We start from the raw sequence: 18,385 nt of genomic DNA, 5'->3' as shown, positions 1-18,385 counted from the left end.
ACCGGCAAAATTAGCCAAGAAAAATCCCCGCAACCGGAACAGACCGACTGCGGGGTTTGCTTGGTTTTGACAAGCCTCTGCGGGAGTGTGAGATTTACTTACGCAGACCGAGAGCCTTGACAATGTTACGATAGCGTTCGATGTCTTTGTGCTTAAGGTAGTTCAACAGCGCACGGCGCTTGCCGACTAACTTGACGAGAGAACGCTCTGTCGTATGATCTTTACGGTTCTTCTTCATGTGCTCCGTCAAATGGGCAATACGGTAGGAAAACAAAGCCACCTGGCTCTCGGGTGAACCGGTGTCCGAATTAGACTGTCCGTACTTGCCAAAGATCTCTGATTTCTTTGCAGAATCTAAATACATAAAACAAAATAGAATGATTAAACAAGATGCTGGCTTTTTGTCAGCGGGTGCAAAAGTACAAACTTTCTTTTCATCCTCAAAGAATTGACTGATTTTTTGTGCTTTGCCACGCAATTTTTCTTTTTCCACATGTCTCAACAACCTGCTCGAATCGATTTTTGATTCCTCAGAAAAAATAGGAGGGTGCCGCACTGACCTTCACAAAAAAGTGGCGTTCGCGGACGGCGTGGCGTCGCTGACACCTTTGAGACATCTGGTGCAGAAGGGTGGCGTCACCGATTGTTTCGAATCTGCTTCCAGACGGGAAGCAGGGTGGGGAGCATGAGCAGAACGCAGAGCGCGATACCCACGAAACGAAGATGCCACGCCTCCCACGTGCAACACCACAAACCGAGGGCGAGACACACGCCGGGGAGGAAACAACGAAGAAAGGTGAAACGGTCCATCCGCCAATCGTAGCGCAAACGATAGACCAAAGACAAAGCGCACAAATCAAACAAATGGGCGGCGGAAAGACCCAAACCGGCACCGAGAAGTCCATGATACATATACCCCAAAGAAACCCCGGCACAAAACACGAGATTATAGAGAATCTCCATCACCATGTAGGTGAAGGCGTCACCGCGGGCGAGGGAGAGATAAGCCACGGGGGTGTAGATGGCTTTGACGTACATCGCACCGGCAGCGCAGAGCGTCATGGGGATGATGAGGAGGAACTCGCTACTGTAGAGCAATGGGACAATCCACGGCAGACAAGCGCAAAAGACCAAAAGGAAGGGGGCGGTGAGGGTGACGAGCGTCACGATTTGACGGTTGATGGTGGCGTTCGCCTCGCGAGGAGACGATGCCACGGCGGAGAGACGAGGGAAGAAGTCGGCGTCGAGGGAGGTGAAAAGCACGCGGACATAACTGACAGTGAGGGTGATACCGGCGGCATAAAAGGCTATCATGCTCCAACCGCCCTCGGAGCGCAACAGCACGCTGCGAATGAACAACTCTGCCCAACCGGCGACGATGCCGGCAACGACATAGCCGAAACCAAGGCGCAACATGGGGAAGCCGCAGCGAAGATGGCGCAGGCGGAGACTGCCTAAACGATAGGGGACAAGACGACGACTGAAATGGAAGGGGAGAAGCCACGAGACGAAGGTGACACCCAGTGCCGCCCAAAGGACGCCGGGAATGCCAAGCAAAACATAGCAAACGACACTGACCAACAAACCGGAGACAGCCACGGCAACACCGACCTTCGTCAAAGAACCAATGCAACGGAAAGCACGGAGAATGGCGATTTCACAAAACGTGAGGGTGGAAAAAGCCACGGCGGGGGCAAGACAAGCAAAAGAAAGGGCGTGGGAAGGAGAATCTGTCATCAGCCAACTGAGGGGCAGGGCAAACATGGCGGTGACAGCGGCGCCGAGGAGGGCGAGCAAAAGTGTCCAAGTGCGGACAAGGCGCACGTGGCGGTGAAGGCGCACCGCACTGACACCACGCTCACGGAGTTCGGAGATGCGACGCACGGCGGTGAGACCTATGCCGAAATTGGTGAGACCACCAACGGCTTCAATGAGTTTGGCAAACAAATCGGTCAAACCCAAACCAACAGAACCGATGCAAAGGACCGCAATCTTGTTGCGACCAATCGAAAGCAGGATGTTCAACACCTGCACCGCACCGAGCAAACCGGTGTTCTTGAAAATCTCGCGAAAGGATAACAAAGCGGAAGGAATACAATATATAAAAGGGGAATTATCTCTCCTTACCGAAAGAGAACGCGCCTCAGAACTTCATGCAATAGACATTTGTCTCTCGCGGCTCAAAACCGAGACTGCGATAGAGAGCATTGGCGGCGATGCGCTCGGGACGGGAGGTGAGATAGATGCCCTTGGCACCGCAGCCGCGGGCTTCTTCAATAAGACGGCAGAGCAGAAGGCGCCCATAGCCCCGACGGCGCACCGACTCGTCGGTCACGACATCTTCCACCCACGCCTTCAAACCCGTGGGCGACTCGCAAAGACAAAGACTCGCCATGCCGCAAATGCCGCTCGCTTCGTCACACACCAACCACACTTCGGTGCGCTCGCTCGCCACGAGACGGCGGAGGGACTCCGGCGTGTGGAGGAGAGGATGCGCCGTGAGCTGAGGCAGGAGACGATTAACGGCGGAGATGATTTCATCAGAACGAAAGACTGCGTCAGAAGTGACGCCCGAAAGCATCTCAGCACTGAGGCGAAACAAACGGGGAGCGAGGGAGGCGTGAAGCATGGCTTGAATCGGGAGATGAAGAACGGGATGAACAAAGGCTGGCGCAATCTCAGCAAGGGGTTCGAGCACAAAACGACGCGAGGCGATGTGCGGATGGGGAATCGTGAGGCGCTCGGAGGAAAGCACAGTGTCGCCGAGGAAAAGAATGTCTATGTCCATCGTGCGGTCAAAGTGCTCCCCGTTCACGCTCTTGCGACTCCGTCCCAGTTCTCGCTCGATTTCCTGCGTGAAATCCAAAAGCGCAAAAGGCTCGATGGAAGCGTTGAACGCAACGACCGCATTGAGGAAACGATGAGCGGAAACGAAGCCGACGGGAGCCGTCTCGTGGAAAGAAGAAACAGCCACAGGCTTTCCCAACTTCTCCGACAACTTGCCAATCGCCTGTCGCAGAAGTGTCTCTCTGTCTCCCAAATTGGAGCCAAGACCCAGGAAAATCATGTGACTGAAACTCTTGAGGGATGTTCTATAAAATACGAGATAGGAGCGTTCAAAAGTAAGCCAAACGGCGCTGCTTAGTCAATGATGAGCATCACGTCTCCAAAGGGACCGAAGCGGTAGTCCTCCTTCAACGCCTCTTCGTAGGCGTGCATCGTCTGCTCATAGCCTCCAAAGGCTGTGGTGAGCATGAGCAGCGTGGAGTAGGGGAGGTGAAAGTTGGAAAGCATGGAGTTGGCAACGCAGAAGTCGTAGGGCGGGAAGATGAACTTGTTGGTCCAGCCTTCGAATTCTTTGATTCGCATGTCTGCGCTGCACGCAGTTTCAAGCGCACGCTGCACCGTGGTTCCGACAGCCAGCACGTTGCGTTCTTCGTCTTTTGCCTTGTTCACGAGGCGACAGCACTCCGCATCCACAAACATCTGTTCGGAGTCCATCTTGTGTTTCGTCAAATCTTCGACGTCCGTGTTACGGAAGTTACCGAGTCCGCAGTGGAGCGTGACGAAAGCAGCCTCGATGCCTTTGATTTCCATACGCTTCAACATCTCTCGGGAGAAGTGGAGACCGGCAGTAGGAGCCGTGACGGCACCTTCGTGGCGAGCAAAAAGACACTGGAAACGTTCGAGGTCCTCAGGTTCGCTTTCGCGTCCGACAAAGCGGGGAATGGGTGCTTCGCCCAGCGCAAAGAGAGCACGTTTGAACTCATCGTGGTCACCGTCGTAGAGGAAGCGAAGCGTACGTCCGCGACTCGTCGTGTTGTCAATCACTTCAGCCACGACGGAGTTGTCTTCGCCAAAGTAGAGCTTGTTGCCAATTCTGATTTTACGAGCCGGATCGACCAACACGTCCCACAAGCGGAGTTCTTCGTTCAGTTCTCGAAGAAGGAACACTTCGATGCGTGCACCGGTTTTTTCCTTGTTGCCATACAAACGAGCGGGGAAGACTTTGGTGTCATTGAAGACGAACACATCGTTCTCGTTGAAAAAACTCAGAATGTCTTTGAACATGAGGTGCTCAATGTCACCAGTAGAACGGTGAAGCACCAACATTCTGCTTTCGTCGCGATGAGGAGCAGGATATTTTGCAATCCTTTCTTCCGGAAGTTTGTACTTGAATTGTGAGAGTTTCATTTGACAAGTAGTATTAGAAGGCGGCAGAGCCGCAAAATTTCAAATTTCAGAAAAAGCCACAGGGGCAACCGATTTCCGCCGCAGGAGGCTCGCTTTTGCTTGAAGCGCGGCACGCGCCTTGAGCAGAGAGAAAAGCGGATGCAAACACGGTCGGGGAGCGCCAAACGGCAAGGGGCGGAACCACTTGCCCCGACGAGCGAAAGCCACCCCGCCCCGTTGGCAGTATTGAAATCCGCCGCAGGCGGGTCGCTTTTGCTTGAAGCGCGGCACGCGCTTCAAGCAGAGAGAAGGGCGGATGCAAACACGGTCGGGGAACGCCAAGCGGCAAGAGGCGGGACCACCCGCCCCGACGAGCGAAAGCCACCGAACACACAGATGAGCGAAGACCACCGAGTGCTCGTCAAACGCCGAGCATCTTGGCAAAGTCGTCGGCGTGGAAGCAGTCGTTGACACCGAAGTCCCCAACGCGAGTACGTCGTAGGGCGGTCAGGTGCGCGCCGCTGTCAAGAGCTTCGCCGATGTCTCGAGCCAGGGCGCGGATGTAAGTACCCTTTGAGCAGACCACATGAATGTCGATTTCTTGTTTCTCGAGGCGGCAGTCCGTGAGGTTGATTTCGTCGATGCGGAGCAGTTTCGGTTTCAGTTCCACCTCGTCCGCTTTTCCTCGGCGTGCCAGGTCGTAGGCACGTTTCCCGTCCACCTTACAGGCAGAATAGACCGGCGGCACTTGCATGATGTCCCCGCGGAAGCGTTTCAGAGCGTCTCGGACGGAAGACTCAGTGATGTGTTCTGTCGGGAAAGTCCTGTCCACCTCGTGTTCAAGGTCAAAACTCGGAGTCGTGGCACCCAGTTTCAGCGTGGCGTCATAGACCTTCACGCCCGCTTGCAGACGGTCTATTTCCTTCGTACCCTTCCCCGTGCAAATCACCACGACCCCAGTGGCGAGCGGGTCCAGCGTACCGGCGTGTCCCACCTTAATCTTTCTTCCGCCCATGGCAAGCGTCAGCGACTTGCGCACCTTCGCAACGAGCTGGAAGGACGTCATGCCGAGCGGTTTGTCAAAAGCAAGAATCAGAGAAGGCACGGGCAACTCCGCATCCGAAGCTGCCAACTGCAATAAACGCTTCAGTTCCACCACGTCGTTGGCGACGGGACGAACCTCAGCCGGAACGGAAAGGGGAAACAGCGCGTCCATCAATCCACCATGGCGAGATCGTAGCCCATCCAGCCGAGACCGAGAATCAGCAGACCGACAATGATGCGATACCAGCCAAAAGCCACGAAACCGTAGCGAGCCACGTAGTTAATAAAGAATTTAATGGCAGCCACTGCCACCACAAAAGCCACGACGCTGCCGAGCACGAGCATCGCGAGGTTGTTGCCTTCGGTGAGAATGTTTCCATCACCGTGGCTGATGAGTTTATAAGTTTCCAAGCACGTCGCACCGAACATGGTGGGCACGGCGAGGAAGAAACTGAACTCAGCCGCCGCCTTACGCGTCAGTTTCTGAGACATACCGCCCACGATGGTTGCCATGGAGCGAGAAACGCCGGGAATCATGGAGATGCACTGAACCAGACCGATGATGAAGGCGCGGCGATAGGTCAGCGGCGTGTTCACGGAGCCCTTGTTGAAGAGTTTGTCGCAGAACAACATGAAGACACCACCGACAATGAGCATCACTGCCACCAGCGTAACATTACCAAGATTGTTTTCAATGAAATCGTTGAAACTCAAGCCGAGCACCACGGCAGGCAACACACCGACGATGAGTTTCAGATAGAAGCGCCAGATGGCTTGCCACCAGGTGTAACCGTGCGTCTTGATGGTTTCGGGGTAGAAGAACTTCTGCCAGTAGAGGCACACCACGCTCAGGATGGCACCAAACTGAATGATGACGGTGAAAGCTTTGACGAACGGAGTACTCTCCATGCCGAGCAGCCCCTGTGCGATAATCATGTGACCGGTGGAGGACACCGGCAGGAACTCCGTCAGCCCTTCCACGATGGCAACGATGATGGTTTCAATCCAAGTCATTTTCTTCTTTGTTTGGTTTGGGACGACGCACAATGGCGTAGATCATGAACAAATAGCCGAAAAGGCAAACGGCAGGTGCCACCTTGACGTGACGAACATCAAAGATGGAAGGATTAAACTCCGTTTCCGTGGAACCGGAGCCGGACATCAGAATCATGCCGAGAATCACCACGGCCATGCCGACCGCAAGAAGAATAAAGTTCATACGGTCAAAGGCAAAAATCCTTTGTTTCTTTTTGGAGGACATAATATGAAAAGGAATAGAATTTGCGACTATATATAATAAGGAATAGAGACCTCCTTGAAGCCTCACTTCAGATAGACATCACTCTCGTCGCTACGGAGATGACGGTTCACGGAAAGATAGGCACACCAAACCGTCAGCACCAAACCGCAGACTGCCACGATGCCCAACGTTGCCGCCCACACCTCGGGGGTGATGAGATCGTTGAGATAGACCTCTCCTTCGCCTGCCATGAATTGGAGATAGTAGAGCGAGCCGCCGAGCAAACCGTCGGCAATCAAGACAGCGACCAAACCGATGAAAAAGGCGCGACGCAGGAAGGGGCGACGAATGAAACTCCACTCTGCTCCCACGAGCTTCATGGTGTGAATGCTGAAACGACGCGCATAAACACTCATGCGGACGCTGTTGTTGATCAGCGCGAAAGAAACGAGTGCCAACAAAGCCGCGACAATCAGCAGTGCCAAACCGACCATCGGGATGGTGCGGTCAAGGCTCTCCATGACATCGCGAGGATAAGACACTTCAATCACGCCGGGGCGGCTTCGCAACACCGGTTCAAAGTGGCTGAGGCTGTCAAGATTGGCATAAGCGGAGTTTAGATAGACTTCAAACTCCGCCGGAATGGGGCTGGAGCCTATGAACTCGCCCATATTGCCCTGTAAGGCTTCGTTCATCTCACGAGTGCCGCGCTCCTTGCTGATGTAATCGACACGGCGGGAAAAAGGAGCTTGTCTCAAAAAAGTTTGGAGAGAAAGCAGGTCGGAACGGTGAATGGTGTCGCTCACCATCACTTCCACAGTGAGACCTTCACGAATTTGACGACTGAAGTTGTTACCGACCGTGACAAAGAGCACCACAATGCCCAAAAGCATCAAAACCAGCGTGGTACTGATGCAGGTGGTCACCACGCTGAACTTTCCGGTATTTTTCCGTTTGGAATGTTTTCCTGACATAAACAAATGAATTCAAAGGGAAAAACATCCCCCAAAAGGGGAGAATATCCCAAATTTCGGGCAAAAGTACGAATTTCTATCTATTTATGAATCATGCACTCCGCGAAATGATGAATCAAAGGGACAAAGAGCGGAAAAAGCCGTCGTTTCAAGGAAACCCGCCCCGACGAGCGAAAGCCACCGAGTGCCCCGACGAGCGAAAAAACCACCCGCCCCGTTTGCAGTATTAAAATCCGCCGCAGGCGGGTCGCTTTTGCTTGAAGCGCGGCACGCGCTTCGAGCAGAGAGAAGGGCGGATAAAAACACGGTCGGGGAGCGCCAAGCAGCAAGGCGGTGTGTCATAATAGCCAATCTGCTTCGTTGCTATCGGATTCGGGCTTGGTCATGTACTTCAGTACACTCCCTGCACCCTCATCCTCAGCGCCTTGCATCTTAGCCATTCTGACGCACCTTCGAGGGTGAAGACAAAATGTGCATTTTGGCACACCCTCGACGAGCGAGCCACCACCCGCCCCGTTTGCTGTACTGAAATCCGCCGCAGGCGGGTCGCTTTTGCTTGAAGCGCGGCACGCGCTTCGAGCAGAGAGAAGGGCGGATGCAAACACGGTCGGGGAGCGCCAAGCGGCAAGGGGCGGGACCACCCGCCCCGACGAGCGAAAACCGACGAGCGAAGGCCACCGAGTACCCCGACGAGCGTCTCAGCATCTTGCTGCCACGCCTTCTGCGGGCAGTGTGGAATATTTTGGTTTGCGGAGATGCAAGTAATAAGGGAGGTGTCGGAAGAAGCGTGCCAGGCAAAGGAGCGGATTGTGAAGCGGGTGCATCCGGCACCAAGGTGTGAACGCCTGATAGTCAAAGAAGAGGTGTCGCAGAGGATGGAGACTGTCGTAGTCCCAAGGCTTGCGGTTCGTGAAGTGAAGGATAGAAGGGTGCGTCAGCAAGTCCGGGTGCGCCGCCTTCCACTGTTCGTTCTCTGCAAACGCCGGACGATAAAAGCCCTCCTGCACGTTCCATTTCGCCGACAGTTTCACCCACTGACCGTGGAGCACCGCGTTGAGAAGGTCCTGGTCGTTGAAGCGGATGCGTTCCGGATGACGGTGATAGTAGTCCTGACACTCCCTTCCAACTTGGTGTTCGCGCCAGTATTGCAAGTTCACGAGCAACATACCCGCATTGAAATAAGATTCAGACTTCGGATAGCACAGCCTTTCGAAGCGTTCATCTTCGTCGCAGCTCATGTCCTCCACCGCCGCCAGAGCTTTCCCCGCGATGTCCGTCTCCCAAAGCTCTTTCAGAGAGTTGAGCACGAGCATGTCACAGTCCAGATAAATCACCCGGTCAATCGTGGCAGGCAGCGCCTCCGCCAGAAAGCAGCGGAGATAGGTCGTCAGCGAGATGTGTCCCGCGGAGCAGTTGATGGACATTCCCTCCAGCAATTTCGGGTCGGTGTCGTAGAAGCAAATCTGTTGTCCGAAGTTGTCGGTCAAAATGGTCAATGCCTCCTTGTCTGCCGGCGTCAGTCCACGTCCCAGGATGTGGAACGTCACCAATTCCTGACGGTTGTGCCGAAGCAGAGAAACCATTGTCACGCCGCAGAAGCGGGTATAGGCACTGTCTGTGTTGAAAGCGATGTGCAACATAGTCTGAATTACTTAAGGGATGTTCTATAAATTACGGGATAAGGAGTGTTCAAAGGAAAGTGCTTACGTTTTGGTTGCAGAGTCTTTATGAGTGATTCATTTCTTAGCGCGCCCTTTTGTCAGTTTCGTCAGTCACACAGCCCGTTTTTCTCCACTGACATAAGTTCATCTCAAAGAAATCAAAAATCAACTCAATCTAATTTTTAAGAACACCCCTTTATTTATACGCAGAAATAGTGCGTGATGCCCCGCAAAAATAGGAAATGAATGTCGTTTTGTCAAACACACACCACTTTTTGTGGCGTTTTTGGGTTGAAAACGCTACATTTGCGACTGAATCCCGTGTTTTCAAGAACGTTTCCACCAGTTTTTGTCTCGTTCTTGAAATCCCAAAGAAATTCATCTCATGTCTGACAAACTGACCTACAAACTCCGCAGCGGGAAACCCAACAAAGCTTTGTATTTTCTGAAAGGCATGCTGGGCACCCTCGTTCCCGACTGCATCTATCGCGCCCGCCTCCAACAAATTTTGGAAAAAGCCAAACAGCGAGAGGACTACGACTACTGTCTCGAGCGCGCCAACTATTATAATAAGGTGTGCACCCCCTTCTCTCTGCCCAAAGAAGATTTGCGGGAATATGGGCGCAGCATCTTTCACTATGTGGGAAGGCTTGGCGATTTCAAGCGAAACATGTTCCACACCGCCTACTTTCTCGACCAGCACGACGTGACACGCTTCTTTGACCCCAACCTGCGCTGGAGTTTCCTGCCGGGTGATGTCTATTTCACTCCCGAGAGCCCGACGGTCGTGAAGAGCCGCCTGCTGGAGGGTGACAACACGAACTCCGTACTGCTCAAACTGGACAAATTGCGTCACTTTCTCTTTGTCGAAGACCCCGTGCCCTTCCGTGAGAAGCAGGACAAGGTGATTTTCCGCGGAAAAATTCGTCAGAGTCGTCTCCGCACCGCCTTCCTCGAACAGTTCTTCGACCATCCGCTCTGCGACTGCGGCGTGGTGGGTCGCAACGAGGGATGCCCGGAAGAGTGGATGCAGCCAAAGAAAACCATCCGCGAGCATCTGGACTACAAGTTCATCATGGCGATTGAAGGCAACGACGTGGCGTCAAACCTGAAATGGGTCATGTCCTCCAACTCGCTCGCCGTCATGCCGCGCCCCACCTGCGAGACATGGTTCATGGAAGGAAAACTGGAAGCCGGGAAACACTATGTGGAGGTACGCGATGACTACGCTGACCTGGAGGAGAAACTGCAACACTACATTCAACACCCGGAGGAAGCGGAGGAAATCATCCGAAACGCCCACGACTTCGTCCGACAATTCCGCGACCCGCGCCGAGAGGAACTCATCCAACTCCTCGTCATGGATAAGTATCTCCGCCTTTCGCAACAGTAAAGAATCCTCGCCAAACTGTTAATTCCTTACCATGTTCTCTCTCAAAAAAGTTGGAAAATCCATCGAAATCGCCGCCTCACGCCTGAAACAACGCTGCATCCTCTCCTATCTGATGAACGCCTGCGGCGGACGCGAACTCCTCGACAACTACCCTCCCAAAGCGGCATCCAAACCGTGTGAGCCGCTCTCCGCCCACTCTCCCATCTGGACTTGCTGGTGGCAGGGAGAGGAACAGATGCCGCCCGTTGTGAAGGCGTGCTATGCTGCCATGAAGCGCTGTGCCGGTGCTCACCCGGTCATTCTCATCACACAACACAACTTTGCGGACTATGTCACCATGCCGGACTACGTGCTGGAGAAACAACGTCGAGGCATCATCGACCTGACGCACTTCTCGGACATCCTCCGCATGATGCTGCTGCGGGAACACGGGGGCATCTGGATGGACAGCACGCTACTGATTCCCTCGGGAAAATTGGACGACTTCATCCCTCCGGGCACAGACTACTGGAGCTGCCACCACATCACACGCTATCGCAACGTCTCCCGCGGCGGCTGGGTGAGTTTCTTCGTGGCAGCAGGCAAAGGACACATCCTCCCGTCCTTCATCGCCGACCTGCATCTGAGCTATTGGAAACGACGCAACCGCTTGGTGGACTACCTGCTCTTAGACTACTGCTTTGCTGTGGCGCGCCGCGAACTTCCCGAAGTGCAACGCCTGATTGAGAGTCTACCACTCAGCGAAATGGGCCCGCTGGGAAAACGGCTCAACGAACCTTTCACCGAAGAGGGATGGCACGAAGCCTGCACACGCTATCGCTTCCACAAAATCACCTACAAAATCCCGCTCCACACGCACACCCCGGACGGACGCCTCACCAACTACGGACACATCCTCGAAGAATTCCCTTTAGACCTCCCCAATAGTGGCAAAGAAGGGGAGAGAGAAGGGGAGAATGGTAAAAATTGTGTGAAAAACGTTTGAGGGTGATGACTTTTTCGTACTTTTGCTTCGCAATTAAGAGATTAACTTTCGAGTTACTCTGAACTGTATTCAAGAATCATTATTTACATCTTTATTTTCATAAATCATTATGGCAAAATTAGATTTAACCAAGTACGGTATCACCGGTGTAACTGAGATTGTACACAATCCCTCTTACGAACAACTCTTTGAAGAGGAAACCAAGGCTGGCCTCGAAGGCTTTGAGGTGGGTCAAAACACCGAACTCAATGCCGTGAACGTCATGACCGGTATCTACACCGGACGTTCCCCCAAAGACAAGTTCATCGTCATGGACGAGAACTCCAAAGACACTGTTTGGTGGACAAGTGACGAATATAAGAACGACAACAAACCCGCTTCTCAGGAAGCATGGGCTGCCGTGAAGGAAATCGCTCAGAAAGAGCTCTCCAACAAGCGCCTCTTTGTGGTAGATGGTTTCTGCGGTGCAAACAAAGAAACTCGCATGGCTGTCCGCTTCATCATGGAAGTGGCTTGGCAGGCTCACTTCGTGAAGAACATGTTCATCCGTCCGACCGAAGAAGAACTCGCTGAGTTTGAACCCGACTTCATCGTTTACAACGCTTCTAAGGCTAAGGTTGAAAACTACAAAGAACTCGGACTCAACTCCGAAACCGCCGTGGTCTTCAACATCACCAGCCGCGAACAGGTCATCATCAACACTTGGTACGGTGGCGAAATGAAGAAGGGTATGTTCTCCATGATGAACTACTACAACCCGCTCAAGGGCATCGCTTCCATGCACTGCTCCGCCAACACCAACATGGACGAGACTAGCACTGCCATCTTCTTCGGACTCTCCGGAACAGGCAAAACCACTCTCTCCACCGACCCGAAGCGCAAACTCATCGGCGACGACGAACACGGATGGGACGACAACGGCGTCTTCAACTATGAAGGTGGATGCTATGCCAAGGTCATCAACCTCGACAAAGAAAGCGAACCCGACATCTACGGTGCCATCAAGCGCAACGCACTCCTCGAGAACGTCACCGTGGCTGCTGACGGAAAGATTGATTTCGCAGACAAGAGCGTGACCGAAAACACCCGCGTCAGCTACCCCATCAACCACATCCAGAACATCGTGAAGCCCATCAGCAAGGGTCCCGCTGCCAAGCAGGTCATCTTCCTCTCCGCTGACGCTTTCGGCGTACTGCCTCCCGTCTCCATCCTCAACAGCGACCAGGCTCAGTACTATTTCCTCTCCGGCTTCACCGCAAAACTCGCAGGAACAGAGCGCGGCATCACCGAACCCACTCCCACCTTCTCCGCTTGCTTCGGACAGGCTTTCTTGGAACTCCATCCCACCAAGTATGCTGCTGAACTCGTGAAGAAAATGGAGGCTAACGGTGCCAAGGCTTACCTCGTGAACACTGGTTGGAACGGAACCGGCAAGCGCATCTCCATCCGCGACACCCGTGGCATCATCGACGCCATCCTCGACGGAAGCATCGACAAGGCTCCGACCAAGGTGATTCCTTTCTTCAACTTCGTCGTGCCCACAGAACTCCCCGGCGTGGACACCAACATCCTCGACCCGCGTGACACCTACGCTGAAGCTGCTCAGTGGGAAGAGAAAGCCAAAGACCTCGCCGCTCGCTTCATCAAGAACTTTGCTAAGTATGAAGGCAACGCTGCCGGCAAAGCTCTCGTCGCTGCAGGTCCTCAACTCTAAATCGCTCCTACCTCCGCCCTTGTGGGCGAGGTGACATACATTCTAAACTGCGTCGGAACCGAAAAGTTCCGGCGCAGTTTGCGTTTTTCATTGCCGACCCGTAAACGTCATTTGATATTGCTGTCCGCTACCACATTTTTGCGCGACGAAAAATAGAGGCGAACACATCGTTCGACATGGACTCTTGTCCGCCCGACCCCAACGGCGCACGGCGCCACGCTTTGACACGATGACCAACAACCTACACCTGTGTGTCTATACGTAAATAATAGGGCGAAAAAAACTCTGCAAACCCTACACAAAACCCTACATTCTCTTCGTATCTCTCTGATTCTCCGTATGTTGCACTGTGTAGGGTTTGAAGCAAAAATCCTACACAAAACCTACATTAAACCCTACATGGGAACTAAGAGTCTAAGAGACTAAGAGACAAAGAGAGGAAGAGTGGGAGAGTGGGAGAGAGGAAGGGAAAGAAAAACTAGGGGAAGGCTAAGAAAAACTAGAGGAAGGCAAAGAAAAATTTGAGGAAGGCAAAGAAAAATTTGAGGAAGGCAAAGAAAAATTGGGGGAAGGCTAATTTTTCCCAGGTGCGCTCCTAGTTTTAACTGGGTGCGCTCCTAATTTTAACTGGGTGCGCTCCTAATTTTAACTGGGTGCGCTCCTAGTTTTAACTGGGTGCGCTCCTAATTTTAACTGGGTGCGCTCCTAGTTTTAACTGGGTGCGCTCCTAGTTTTAACTGGGTGCGCTCCTAGTTTTTCTTAGGTGCGCTCCTAAGTAAAACTGCGTGCCGTTGCAATGTAGGGTTTGCGCGTCGTTTTGTGTAGGGTTTGCGCGTCGTCACAATGTAGGGGTTTGAACGTCTCAATGTATAGTTCAATGTATAGTTTGTGTATAGTTTGGAGCACAAACTATACATCATGTAACGCGCGGGAAATCAGATAGATGCAGGATTAAATGTAGGAGTTGTGTATAGTTTGCATAGTTTTTCTTCCCCCTTTATTTACGTATAGACACACAGCCGGAGGCTATTAGTCAGCGCGTCAAAGCGTGGCGGCAGGCGCACAAGAGTCAGGGCGGTGTCGCAAAAAGAAGTTTTAGGGGACAGCAATAATTGTTTTTTCAGTGTGAAGCGTGGCGGCTTGGTGTCAGCGTAAAAAGACCGGAAGAGATAAACGGTGTTGCTGCTACTCGCCCCAGTCCTCGCGGTCCAACTGGCGATAGCCGACAGCCTCAGAGATGTGGGCGCGCCGGATGTCGGCGGAGTGGTCCGCTGATTTTGTTCATGTAGCGCTGAATCTGCCCCGGCATGCACTTGCACTCATGAGTCGGATGATTATAGTAACCACAAGGGCAAGAATTCATGGAGGCGACGAGCATGAAGGAGCAAGGAAGCGTGACGGTGTATTTTGCACGGGAGATGGTGATTTGTCTGTCTTCCAAGGGTTGGCGCAGGGTTTCGAGTGCGGAGCGCGAGAACTCGGGAAGTTCGTCCAAGAAGAGGACGCCATTGTGTGCCAGACTTATCTCCCCCGGCTGACACGAAGAGCCTGAGAAGAAGGCAAAGAAAAAGTAATGACGCTCATGGTGAAACCATATGGGGCTGTGTCAACATTGGCGCAGCCCCTTTTAATTGGATTAAGGAGTAAAAAACGCTGTTTTTGTTTCCTGTGGGAAATAAAACTACTATATTTGTGCAAAATATTTCTTATAGGTATGCAGTTGATTACAAGAAAACTCTATGCAGATAAGGTTGATGCATGGATAGGCAAGGGACAGATAATAGTCCTCACTGGTCAAAGGAGAGTTGGCAAAAGCTATATTCTTAGGGACTTTCTTGAGAGGCATAAGGAGGATATGCAGACAAACTTCATCTACATCAACAAGGAGCGGAAAAAGTTTGATGCCATCAAGAACAATGAACAACTGAATGCTTACATTGATGAGCATTGGGTGGAGGGCTTGCATAACTTTATTCTCATTGATGAGGTGCAGGAGATAGAATCTTGGGAAAAGAGCGTAAGAAGTTACCGTACAGAAGAGGATACTGACATTATCATTACGGGAAGTAATTCGAAGATGCTGTCAAGTGAACTTAGTACCTTGATAGGCGGACGATACCATGAGATATACGTGCAATCGCTCAGTTACCAAGAGTTTCTGCTTTTTCATGAACTTGAAGACAATGATGATGCATTGTCAAAATATATCAACTATGGTGGATTACCAGGTCTAAAGCAGGTCGGACTTGATGATGAGGAATTCGTCTGGGATTACATTAGAGCGGTTTTTCACACGGTGATGCTTAAGGATATTGTTGAAAGAAACAATATCCGCAACGTGTCATTCCTGAATACATTGTTGCGCTACTTTGCTGATACTATTGGCAAACTGAGTTCGCTGAACAATATTAGCAAGTTCATGAAGTCGCAAGGGTTGGACGTGTCGGTCAAGTCTATAGCTGCGTACCTTAATTATTTTAGGGATGCATACCTGCTCTTGACGGTAGATAGATTTGATATTCATGGCAAGAAACTGCTGGAGTCTAATGAAAAAATCTATTTCGGTGATGTCGGACTTCGCAATCTTATTGCTGGTGGAGAGAGGCAGGGAGATATAGAGAAGATATTGGAGAATATCGTTTACCAGCAATTGGTGAGAATGGGATATGCTGTGAGCGTAGGGCAGCTGAGAGCTGGTGAAGTGGATTTTGTGTGTACGAAGTCAAATGAGCGCTTGTACGTGCAGGTTGCCTACCTAATAGCTTCTGAGGAAACAGAAGAGAGAGAGTTTGGAAGTTTGGATAATATCAAGGATAATTACCCTAAGTATGTCATTTCCATGACTCCTCTTGTGAGAAGAAGTGATCGCCAGGGAGTGGTACACTTGGGGTTGCGCGAGTTCCTTAAGAACGGGTTTGAAAAAAAGTTGCCCTAAATATTGAATTTTTCTCCTTTCGTGACAGAGTGCGGAGTGCGCACGCAGAAGTGACGAATCGGTGCGTGATAATGCTCCATCTGCTGCGAGGCTGTCGGTTTCGGGCTTGGTCATGTACTTCTCTATCCATTCTGAGACGCGGAGTCGCATCGGCAAGAGCTTAATTACCCGAGAGAGGGGTTACACTTTTGGGACGTTTTGAAAGGCTAAGTTCTTGAAAAACACGTAGCTCTCGTTTTAACAGTGCGAACGCGTCGTTTTGTGGTTTTCTCCCAAAACGACGCGTTCGTACGTTTCTTTATAAACAAGTCTCGTTCTCAGTGCTTTAGCATCATGAAGTGTAACCCCTTTGCTGTCCGGTAAGTTTCTTTTGAAGTCCCAAATCCCTCATGGTGACGCCTTCGTAAGTACGGAAGCAAAGGCACCGTTGCTACTCGCCCCAGTCCTCACGGTCCAACTGGCGATAGCCGACAGCCTCAGAGATGTGGGCACGCCGGATGTCGGCGGAGTGGTCAAGGTCAGCGATGGTGCGTGCCACTTTGAGGATTCGGTCATAGGCTCGGGCAGAAAGATTATAGCGTCGCATGGCGGTGCTGAGCACGTTGGCAGACTCTTCGTCCAAGCGGGCATACTGTTCCAAAAGCCGGCGAGTCATTTGGGCGTTGCAGTGGATGCCGGGGCAGTCCTTGAAACGCTCGGTTTGAATCTTTCTTGCTTCTTCCACACGCTGACGAATCATGGCACTTGACTCGCCCGAAGGAAGTTGAGACAGTTCTTCAACCGGAACGGGCGTCACCTCTACCTGTATATCAATGCGGTCCAACAGCGGTCCGCTGATTTTGTTCATGTAGCGCTGAATCTGCCCCGGCATGCACTTGCACTCATGAGTCGGATGATTATAGTAACCACAAGGGCAAGGATTCATGGAGGCAACGAGCATGAAGGAACAAGGAAGCGTGACGGTGTATTTTGCACGGGAGATGGTGATTTGTCTGTCTTCCAAGGGTTGGCGCAGGGTTTCGAGTGCAGAGCGCGAGAACTCGGGAAGTTCGTCAAGGAAGAGAACGCCATTGTGTGCCAGACTTATCTCCCCCGGCTGACACGAAGTGCCGCCTCCGATGAGGGCGACATCGCTGATGGTGTGGTGCGGCGAGCGGAAGGGGCGTTCGGTGACGAGAGAGGTGGAGACGCCGAGTTTTCCTGCAATGGAATGAAGTTGGGTGGTCTCAAGGCTTTCGTTCAGCGTGAGACGAGGAAGGATGGAAGGAATGCGCTTTGCCATCATGCTCTTTCCGCAGCCCGGGGATCCGATGAGAATCAGATTGTGCCCTCCGGCGGCAGCCACCTCAAAGGCTCGCTTCACCGTCTGCTGTCCCTTTACCTCAGAGAAGTCGAAGGTGTCGTGCTGCTGGGCGGAGAAGAACTCTTCGCGAGTGTTGACGATGGTTTGCTGAAGTGCGTCTTCTTTTCCGTTCAGAAAGTCCACGACTTCACGAAGATGGGAAGCACCAAAGACTTTCAGACGATTCACGACGGCTGCTTCTCGCACGTTTTCCTGCGGGACAATCATTCCTTCGAAGTTCAACTCTCTCATCTTGATGGCGATGGAGAGCGCGCCTTTCACCGGGCGCAGACTTCCGTCCAAACCAAGTTCGCCGACCAGCACAAAGCGTTCAAGTTTTTCACTTTTCACGTGCTCATTGGCGGCGAGCAGTCCGATGGCGAGAGGGAGGTCGTAGCCCGTGCCTTCTTTTCTGACATCCGCCGGTGCGAAGTTTGCCGTGACTTGCGTTTTCGGCGGCATGGCGAATTTTGAGTTTTTGATGGCGCCCTCCACGCGGAGACGGCTTTCCCTCACGGCACTGTCGGGCAGCCCTACCATGTTGAAGGAGGACATGACGGCTGCGTTTTTAAAAATAATCTGGCTCACTTCAATGAGCACCGGCATGGCTTGCAGACCGTTCAGAGCGGCGGTGTGTACGGAAACCAACATTGTATTTTCGGCTAAAGGGGTGTTCTATAAATTAGGTTGAGTTGATTTTTGATTTCTTAGAGATGAACTTTTGTCAGTTGAGGAAGGAGCATAGCGGGCTATGTGACTGAAAGAAAAACAAAAAGATATGGTGCGAGAGGCGAAAAGGCATCCAAGCAAGATAGAAACACTACCTTCCATTAAAACTAATTTATAGAACCTACCTACAATGTTAAATGCAGCGATTTGCAGCAGCGATCCTTCGCGATGTATAATATTACGAGGCGGGCTTTG

The 18,385-nt window shown here is 52.1% G+C and carries 14 protein-coding genes and 1 pseudogene; 4 read left to right on the top strand and 11 right to left on the bottom strand.

The window, feature by feature from the left end; translation table 11 throughout:
• Nucleotides 1-94: 94 nt before the first annotated feature.
• The 9 genes from rpsO to I6E40_RS00170 form a co-directional block, all read right to left on the bottom strand.
• Nucleotides 95-364: a 30S ribosomal protein S15 gene (gene rpsO / locus I6E40_RS00215; RefSeq protein WP_235384921.1), complete on the bottom strand. Its 270-nt coding sequence runs from the start codon at nt 362-364 to the stop codon at nt 95-97.
• A gap of 272 nt (nt 365-636) precedes the next feature.
• Nucleotides 637-2,082 (bottom strand): oligosaccharide flippase family protein, encoded by a 1,446-nt coding sequence (locus I6E40_RS00210; RefSeq protein ID WP_235384832.1) that lies wholly within the window; start codon nt 2,080-2,082, stop codon nt 637-639.
• 61 nt (nt 2,083-2,143) lie between these two features.
• The gene (gene folK, locus I6E40_RS10995) at nt 2,144-3,067 is read right to left on the bottom strand and encodes a 2-amino-4-hydroxy-6-hydroxymethyldihydropteridine diphosphokinase (RefSeq protein WP_317207383.1); all 924 of its coding nucleotides are present in this window, start codon (nt 3,065-3,067) and stop codon (nt 2,144-2,146) included.
• Nucleotides 3,068-3,141: 74 nt separating this feature from the next.
• Nucleotides 3,142-4,194 (bottom strand): tRNA preQ1(34) S-adenosylmethionine ribosyltransferase-isomerase QueA, encoded by a 1,053-nt coding sequence (gene queA, locus I6E40_RS00195; protein ID WP_235384831.1) that lies wholly within the window; start codon nt 4,192-4,194, stop codon nt 3,142-3,144.
• A gap of 400 nt (nt 4,195-4,594) precedes the next feature.
• On the bottom strand, nt 4,595-5,389 hold the full coding sequence (gene truB, locus I6E40_RS00190; protein WP_262910806.1) for a tRNA pseudouridine(55) synthase TruB: 795 nt from the start codon (nt 5,387-5,389) through the stop codon (nt 4,595-4,597).
• Nucleotides 5,389-6,231 carry an undecaprenyl-diphosphate phosphatase gene (locus I6E40_RS00185; RefSeq protein WP_235384830.1) on the bottom strand — a complete coding sequence of 281 codons (843 nt, stop codon included), beginning with the start codon at nt 6,229-6,231 and terminating at the stop codon, nt 5,389-5,391. The genes truB and I6E40_RS00185 overlap by 1 nt, the downstream gene beginning before the upstream one ends.
• Entirely contained in the window at nt 6,218-6,478 is a 261-nt protein-coding gene (locus I6E40_RS00180; protein ID WP_235384829.1) for a DUF3098 domain-containing protein, read from the bottom strand. Before I6E40_RS00180 ends, I6E40_RS00185 begins: the two co-directional genes overlap by 14 nt.
• Before the next feature lie 62 nt (nt 6,479-6,540).
• Nucleotides 6,541-7,431, bottom strand: a complete 891-nt coding sequence (locus tag I6E40_RS00175) for a cell division protein FtsX (RefSeq protein WP_235384828.1) — start codon at nt 7,429-7,431, stop codon at nt 6,541-6,543.
• 698 nt (nt 7,432-8,129) lie between these two features.
• Nucleotides 8,130-9,071 carry a glycosyltransferase family 8 protein gene (locus I6E40_RS00170; RefSeq protein WP_235384827.1) on the bottom strand — a complete coding sequence of 314 codons (942 nt, stop codon included), beginning with the start codon at nt 9,069-9,071 and terminating at the stop codon, nt 8,130-8,132.
• Between the two features lie 406 nt (nt 9,072-9,477).
• Between I6E40_RS00170 and I6E40_RS00165 the strand changes: the two genes are divergently transcribed.
• From I6E40_RS00165 to pckA, 3 genes are all read left to right on the top strand, one after another.
• Nucleotides 9,478-10,485, top strand: a complete 1,008-nt coding sequence (locus I6E40_RS00165; RefSeq protein WP_235384826.1) for a glycosyltransferase family 90 protein — start codon at nt 9,478-9,480, stop codon at nt 10,483-10,485.
• A 31-nt stretch (nt 10,486-10,516) separates the two neighbouring features.
• Entirely contained in the window at nt 10,517-11,470 is a 954-nt protein-coding gene (locus I6E40_RS00160; RefSeq protein ID WP_235384825.1) for a capsular polysaccharide synthesis protein, read from the top strand.
• A 109-nt stretch (nt 11,471-11,579) separates the two neighbouring features.
• Nucleotides 11,580-13,184: a phosphoenolpyruvate carboxykinase (ATP) gene (pckA, locus tag I6E40_RS00155; RefSeq protein ID WP_235384824.1), complete on the top strand. Its 1,605-nt coding sequence runs from the start codon at nt 11,580-11,582 to the stop codon at nt 13,182-13,184.
• Nucleotides 13,185-14,445: 1,261 nt separating this feature from the next.
• Here pckA and I6E40_RS00150 read toward each other — a convergent pair.
• Nucleotides 14,446-14,733, bottom strand: a pseudogene (locus I6E40_RS00150) (ATP-binding protein); the annotation flags it as partial.
• Nucleotides 14,734-14,766: 33 nt separating this feature from the next.
• On the opposite strand from I6E40_RS00150, the gene I6E40_RS00145 reads away from it, so the two are divergent.
• The gene (locus tag I6E40_RS00145) at nt 14,767-16,119 is read left to right on the top strand and encodes an ATP-binding protein (protein WP_235384823.1); all 1,353 of its coding nucleotides are present in this window, start codon (nt 14,767-14,769) and stop codon (nt 16,117-16,119) included.
• Nucleotides 16,120-16,549: 430 nt separating this feature from the next.
• Here the strand turns inward: I6E40_RS00145 and I6E40_RS00140 are convergent, their stop codons facing one another.
• Nucleotides 16,550-18,112: a YifB family Mg chelatase-like AAA ATPase gene (locus tag I6E40_RS00140; RefSeq protein WP_235384822.1), complete on the bottom strand. Its 1,563-nt coding sequence runs from the start codon at nt 18,110-18,112 to the stop codon at nt 16,550-16,552.
• Nucleotides 18,113-18,385: the final 273 nt, after the last annotated feature.

This window comes from Prevotellamassilia timonensis (assembly GCF_021531665.1).
Taxonomy (GTDB): domain Bacteria; phylum Bacteroidota; class Bacteroidia; order Bacteroidales; family Bacteroidaceae; genus Alloprevotella.
The sequence above is the reverse complement of the archived record's forward strand: the minus strand, read 5'-3'. Positions and strand labels throughout refer to the sequence as shown.